We start from the raw sequence: 6025 nt of genomic DNA, 5'->3' as shown, positions 1-6025 counted from the left end.
GGAACTGTCCTCCGCCCGCGCCTCCGCCGTCGTCCGCATGCTGCACACCGACGCCGCCATCCCCGACACCCGCCTCCAAGCCGCCGGCTTCGCCGACACCAAACCCCTCTACCCCGCCACCGACCCCCGCGCCGAAACCCTCAACCGCCGCGTCGAGGTCATCGTCCTGTCCAACCTGCCGGCCGACATCCGGGCGCTACTGCCCTCGGCATCCACCAACACCACCAACTGACGAGGGAGGCACATCATGGCCGACGAGAAGAAGACCGAGGAAACGCCCGCCAAGGGCGGCGGCAAGAAGAAGCTCATCATGATCATCGCGATCGCCCTGATCGCCCTCGGCGGCGGCGGGTTCGGCGGGTACATGATGTTCGCCCCCAAGAAGGCCACCGCCGAGCCGGCCCCCACCCCGGGCGTGGTCGCCGTGCTCGACGCGATCACGATCAACCTCGCCGACGGGCACTACCTGAAGCTCAAGATGACGCTGCAGGCCACCACCGAGGCGGCCGAGGCACCGGACGGCAGCAAGGCCCTGGACATCGCGATCGAGCAGTTCAGCAACCAGAGCGAGGACGAGCTGCTCACCACCGCCGGGCGCGACAAGGCCAAGAAGGAGCTCGTCGCGAAGGTCGTGAAGGCCTACACGGTGGAGAAGAAGAAGGAGGTAATGGACATCTACTTCACCACCTTCGTGATTCAGTAAGGGGCAGCCGCCCCACCGACCCTTGTCGGAGCGTGCCCGACAGGTCTCTGAGGAAACCTTCAGGTCCGTTTCGGCCGTTTTACGTCAACCTGCACCCGAAAAGACCGATGGTAAGAGAGTGACGCAGTCAACGTCCGCGACCGGAAGCGGCCGCACGCCCGGCAGGATGAGCCGGCGCGGCGGCAAGAGTTCCGGTCCGGAGCCGTATGACTTCCGTCGCCCGACCAAGCTCTCCCGGGAGCACATCCGCACCCTCCAGATCTGCTTCGAGACCTTCGCCCGCCAGTACGCCACGCTGCTGACCACGAGCCTGCGCGCCGTGTCGTCGATCAGCCTGGTCTCCATCGAACAGCTCAACTACGACGAGTACATCGCCGGCCTGTCGAGCCCGACGGTCGTCGCGATGTTCACCATCGACCCGTTGCCCGGCACCGCCATTCTGGAGTTCTCCCTGAGCACGGCCATGGCCTGCATCGACCACATGCTGGGCGGCCCCGGCGGGCCGCAGCCGCAGCGCCCGCTGAGCGACATCGAGATGCCGCTGCTGCACGGGCTGATCGACCGCACCCTCGGCGAGCTGCGGTACGCCTTCGAGGGTGTCGTGCAGCTGCGGCCGGAGATGAAGAACATCGAGTACAACCCCCAGTTCGCGCAGGCGGGCGCGGCCTCCGACGCCGTGATCGTGTCGTCGTTCGAGATGCGCGTGGGCACCGAGGAGTGCATGGCCACCGTCTGTCTGCCCTTCGGGGCGATCTTCCCCAAGCTGCAGGGCGAGCGGGGCGAGGGCGTGCTCACCGAGGCGCAGCGCGCCGCCCGCGAGGCCGCCTACCGCAACGTGGTGGCCGGGCTCGAGGGGGCGCCGATCGAGGTCTCCGTGCGCTTCCAGCCGGTCCGGATGCACCCCGCCGACCTGATCGGGCTGCAGCCCGGCGACGTGGTCCCGCTGGCGCACTCCACCTCGACGCCCCTCGCGGTGGTCACCGCGGACATCACGTTCGCCTACGCCGTGCCCGGCGCGCAGGGCAACCGCATGGCGTGCCTGGTGGTGCCGAGCCCCCAGCCGGGCCAGCACCCCACCCACCGGCCCGCCGGGCAACTCGGCATGAAGAACCGCGCTGAGGAGACCAGCCGATGACGATCGGTACCAACGAGGCACAGCTGGCCCGGGCCGAGGCGGCCGCGCAGGCCGCCGTCGCGCTGCTGCCCGCCAGCGCTCCGCTCTCCGTCGGTGCACCCACGCAGAACGTCGACGAGGTGGCGATCGCCGGCCAGGCGGTCCGGGCCCGCTTCGCCGGGGCGGCGCAGGGCGAGGTCGCCATCGTCGTCACGCGGGACCTCGTCGAGGCGCTGGCGAACTCGCCGATGGGCAGCCTCGACCTGAGCCAGGCCGTCCGGCCCGCCCTGGAGGCGGCGGCGGCCGTCCTGGGGCCGGTCGTGGTCGACCCCGGCGAGCTGCTGGAGCCCGCGCGGGCCCTGGCCGAGCTGGCCGGCGCGGGCGGCGTGCTGGTCCCGCTAATCGCCCAGGAGCCCGCCGACCTCGGCGTGCAGGCGGTGGTCGGCCTGGCCGTCGCCGCGGAGGTGCCCGGCGGGGGCGGCCGCGACGAGCCGGCCGCGTACGAGCGGGCGCGCACCGGGCCGCCCGCCTTCGACCTGCTGCACGACGTCGAGATGGAGGTCACCGCCGAGCTCGGGCGGACCCGGATGAGCGTGCGCGAGCTGCTGTCGCTGGCCCCGGGCGCGGTGATCGAGCTGGACCGGGCCGCCGGCGGGCCGGCCGACCTGCTGGTCAACGGCCGGCTCATCGCGCGCGGCGAGGTGGTCGTGATCGACGAGAACTTCGGCATCCGGATCACGGAGATCGTCGGCCCGAGCGACCGGGCCTAGCGGCAGGCAACCCATGATCGAAGTCGTTTTGCGCGTAATGTGCTCACTCACGGTAGTGATCGCGATACTGTGGGCGCTCGCGCGGCTGGTTCGACGCCCGCTCGGCGGCCGCGGTGGAGGAACGCTCACCGTGGTGGCACACCAGCAGCTCAGTCGCGGCTCGTCGGTCGCGGTCGTCAAGGTCGCCGACCGGGCCCTCGTGCTCGGGGTGACCGACGCCGGCGTGTCCCTGCTGGCCGACGCCGACGCCACGCTGTTCCCCGAGCCGGCGCCGCTGCCCAACCCGGTGGAGCAGGCGCTCAAGCACCTGCGGAGCGGACGGCGATGAAGCGCGCCCTCCTGCTGCTGGCGTGCGCGCTGACCCTCGTGCTGGGGCCGCTGCTGGCCCCGGGGATCGCCGAGGCGGTGCCGACCCCGAAGCCGCCGACGGCGCCGAGCGCTCCGGCGGTCGACGGGCAGCCCGACGGTACCGTCAACATCGACGTCAACGGCGTGAAGCCCAGCCAGTCGATCACCATCATGATCGCGCTGACCCTGCTGTCGGTGGCCCCCGCGCTACTCCTGACGATGACCTCGTTCACGAAGATCTTCGTCGTGCTCTCGATAACCCGGAACGCGCTCGGGCTGAGCAACGTGCCGCCCAACCAGGTGCTGGCGGGCCTCGCCCTGTTCATCAGCCTGTTCATCATGTCGCCGGTGCTCTCCGACGTGAACAACCAGGGCGTGCAGCCCTGGATCAAGGGCGAGAAGACGCAGTCGGTGGCGTTCAAGGACGGCTCGCAGCCGCTGCGTCAGTTCATGCTCAAGCAGACGCGCAAGGACGAGATCGGGCTCTTCACCAAGATCGCCGATCGGCCGGCGCCGAAGAACAAGGACGACGTGCCCATGACCACGCTGGTCCCCGCGTTCGTGCTCTCCGAGCTGCGGGCCGCGTTCATCATGGGCTTCGTCATCTACATCCCGTTTTTGGTGATCGACATGGTGGTCTCGGCCGCGCTGATGTCGCTGGGCATGATGATGCTCCCGCCGGTGACGATCGCCCTGCCGTTCAAACTCCTGCTGTTCGTGCTGGTCAACGGGTGGGGGCTGATCCTCACCGCGCTGGTCGCCAGCTACCGAGGCTGATGGCGAGGTACCGCTGCAATGACCGACACCAAGATCATCGAGCTGGCGCTGCAGGCGATGACGATCGCCGCCAAGCTGGGCGCGCCCATCCTGCTGACGTCGCTCGTCGTCGGCTTCGCCGTGTCGCTGTTCCAGTCCGTCACCCAGATCCAGGAGAGCACGCTGAGCTTCGTGCCGAAGGCCGCGGCCATCGGCGCCGCCCTGGTGCTGGCGGGCAACTGGATGCTGCACGAGATGGTGGCGTACACCGAACAGCTCTACGCCCAGATCCCCGACCTCATCAACGGCGCCTGAGCCGATGCCGCTCGAGCTGTCGCTCGGCACCGTCATCGCCATCCTGCTGGCCTCCATCCGGGCCGGCGTCTGGCTCGCGCTCTGCCCGCCGTTCAACAACCGGGGCACCCCGGCGACGGTGAAGGGGCTGCTGTCGGTCGCCATCGCGCTGCCCCTGGCCCCGAAGCTGGCCCTGCAGATCCCGCCGGAGCTCTCGGTGTGGCAGCTGGTCGCGATCGCCGTCGAGCAGGCCGCGGTGGGGGCCGCGCTGGCCTTCCTGACCATGCTGATCTTCGCCGCCACCCAGATCGCGGGCAACCTCATCGACCTGGTCGGGGGCTTCACGCTGGCGTTCGCGATGGACCCCTTCTCGCTGCAGGGCAACGCCGTCTTCGGCCGCTTCTACGGCCTCATCACGATGGCCGTCATGTACGCCACCGACTCGCACCAGCTGATCCTGCGCGGCTTCACGCAGTCGTACCGCGCCATCCCCCTCGACGGCACGCTCTCGGTCGACCACTTCACCCAGCTCGTGACCACCGGCGCGGGCCAGATGTTCCTGGCGGGGCTGCAGATCGCGGCGCCCCTGGTCGGCATCATGCTCGCCGTCGACGTGTCGCTCGGGCTGCTGACGCGGGCCGCGCCGGCGCTGAACCCGTTCTCCTTCGGCTTCCCGGCCAAGATCTTCCTGACCCTGACGATCGTCGGCACCGCGATGATGCTGCTGCCCAACGCGATGGCCAACCTCACCACCCGCTCTCTCGCGCTGGTGCTGCGCCTCTTGGGCGGCTGAGCCCTACGCGCCTTTTGGTGCTCTTGGTGCTCTTGGTGCTCTTGGTGCTCTTGGGGCTTTGAGTGCTTTTTGGTGCGCTCGCCCTTTGCGTGCGCTCTCCCGGCAGGCGCTTCGCGCGTCCGGGGCCGGCACGTTCACTCGGTCAGGCCTGCGGTTCGCCCGGTCCGGGGCCGAGCACGTTCGTGTGCAGGCCGGCCGCGGAGCCCTTCGACTTGAGCAGCATGATGAAGGCGAGCACCCGGGCCACCGCGCCGAAGAACTGGGCCGGGATCTCGTCGCCGACCTCGCAGGCCCCGAACAGCGCGCGGGCCAGCGCGACGTCCTGCACCAGCGGCACCCGGTGCTCGGTGGCCACCTCGCGGATCTTCGCCGCGATGAGCCCGGCCCCCTTGGCCACCACCCGCGGCGCGCCCTTCTCCGGCTCGTACCGTAGCGCCACCGCCACGTGCGTCGGGTTGACCACCACCACGTCGGCGGAGGGCACGTCGGCCATCATGCGGCTGCGGGCCATGGCGTGCTGCCGGGCCCGGATCTGGCCCTTGACGTGCGGGTCACCCTCGGACCGCTTCGCCTCCTCCTTGACCTCTTCCTTGGACATCCGCAGCTGCTTGTTGACCCGCCGCCGGGCCACCATGTAGTCGGCCGCGGCGAGCACCAGGCCGGTCGCCGCGGCGATCTGGATCACGTGCAGCACGGTGCTCGCGACCAGCCCGATGACCGTCTCCAGCGGCACCGTCGTGGCCGACAGCAGCGCCGGCACGAGGCTCTGCATGCTGTTGTAGACGACCAGGCCGAGCACCAGGACCTTGAACAGCGACTTGGTCGACTCCCACCACGCGTGGCCGCCGAAGGTCTTCTTCAGCCCGGCGAACGGGTTGAGCCGCTTGAAGTCCGGCTTGAGCATCTTCGTCGCCGGGCGCAGGCCGCCCTGCGCGGCGGCGGCGACGATCGCGAAGGCGAAGAGCCCGACGGTGATCGGCGCGACGATGATCACCATGTCCTTGACCCCGGCCTTCACCAGCTCCAAGGCCTTCTCCGGCTCCGGGTCGGTGAACGTCTGGGTAGCCCGGGCGAAGAGCTCGTGGGTGCGGTCGACGGTCTGGCGGGCCATGGTGGGCAGCAGCAGGCTCGCCACCAGCACGCCGCCCCAGGCGCCGAGGTCGGGCGTGCGGGCCCTGGTGCCTTCCCGCCGCGCCCGCTGTTTTCGCTGTTCAGTAGGCTGCTCGGTCTTCTCGCCGGCCATCGCT

The 6025-nt window shown here is 70.0% G+C and carries 9 protein-coding genes; 8 read left to right on the top strand and 1 reads right to left on the bottom strand.

The genetic code is table 11. The annotated features are described in order from the left end of the window. The 8 genes from ABD352_RS24660 to ABD352_RS24625 all read left to right on the top strand — a co-directional run. On the top strand, positions 1 to 232 hold a 232-nt coding region (locus ABD352_RS24660), incomplete at its 5' end, for an OmpA/MotB family protein (RefSeq protein ID WP_425553629.1). 15 nt (positions 233 to 247) lie between these two features. Next, a complete protein-coding gene (locus tag ABD352_RS24655; RefSeq protein ID WP_344614841.1) occupies positions 248 to 703 on the top strand; it encodes a flagellar basal body-associated FliL family protein in 456 nt (151 codons plus the stop codon). Between the two features lie 166 nt (positions 704 to 869). Further along, entirely contained in the window at positions 870 to 1838 is a 969-nt protein-coding gene (locus ABD352_RS24650; RefSeq protein WP_344614840.1) for a flagellar motor switch protein FliM, read from the top strand. Beyond that, positions 1835 to 2587 carry a flagellar motor switch protein FliN gene (fliN, locus tag ABD352_RS24645; protein WP_344614839.1) on the top strand — a complete coding sequence of 251 codons (753 nt, stop codon included), beginning with the start codon at positions 1835 to 1837 and terminating at the stop codon, positions 2585 to 2587. Before ABD352_RS24650 ends, fliN begins: the two co-directional genes overlap by 4 nt. 55 nt (positions 2588 to 2642) lie before the next feature. Next, positions 2643 to 2915 carry a flagellar biosynthetic protein FliO gene (locus ABD352_RS24640; protein WP_344614838.1) on the top strand — a complete coding sequence of 91 codons (273 nt, stop codon included), beginning with the start codon at positions 2643 to 2645 and terminating at the stop codon, positions 2913 to 2915. After that, positions 2912 to 3712 carry a flagellar type III secretion system pore protein FliP gene (gene fliP, locus ABD352_RS24635; RefSeq protein WP_344614837.1) on the top strand — a complete coding sequence of 267 codons (801 nt, stop codon included), beginning with the start codon at positions 2912 to 2914 and terminating at the stop codon, positions 3710 to 3712. The genes ABD352_RS24640 and fliP overlap by 4 nt, the downstream gene beginning before the upstream one ends. Positions 3713 to 3730: 18 nt before the next feature. Next, the gene (gene fliQ, locus ABD352_RS24630) at positions 3731 to 4006 is read left to right on the top strand and encodes a flagellar biosynthesis protein FliQ (protein ID WP_344614836.1); all 276 of its coding nucleotides are present in this window, start codon (positions 3731 to 3733) and stop codon (positions 4004 to 4006) included. Positions 4007 to 4010: 4 nt separating this feature from the next. Next, the gene (locus ABD352_RS24625; protein ID WP_344614835.1) at positions 4011 to 4778 is read left to right on the top strand and encodes a flagellar biosynthetic protein FliR; all 768 of its coding nucleotides are present in this window, start codon (positions 4011 to 4013) and stop codon (positions 4776 to 4778) included. A 142-nt stretch (positions 4779 to 4920) separates the two neighbouring features. Here ABD352_RS24625 and ABD352_RS24620 read toward each other — a convergent pair whose 3' ends face one another. Beyond that, positions 4921 to 6021 (bottom strand): EscU/YscU/HrcU family type III secretion system export apparatus switch protein, encoded by a 1101-nt coding sequence (locus tag ABD352_RS24620; RefSeq protein WP_344614834.1) that lies wholly within the window; start codon positions 6019 to 6021, stop codon positions 4921 to 4923. Positions 6022 to 6025: the final 4 nt, after the last annotated feature.

The organism is Dactylosporangium salmoneum (assembly GCF_039532525.1).
GTDB classification, from domain to species: Bacteria; Actinomycetota; Actinomycetes; order Mycobacteriales; family Micromonosporaceae; genus Dactylosporangium; species Dactylosporangium salmoneum.
The sequence above is the reverse complement of the archived record's forward strand: the minus strand, read 5'-3'. Positions and strand labels throughout refer to the sequence as shown.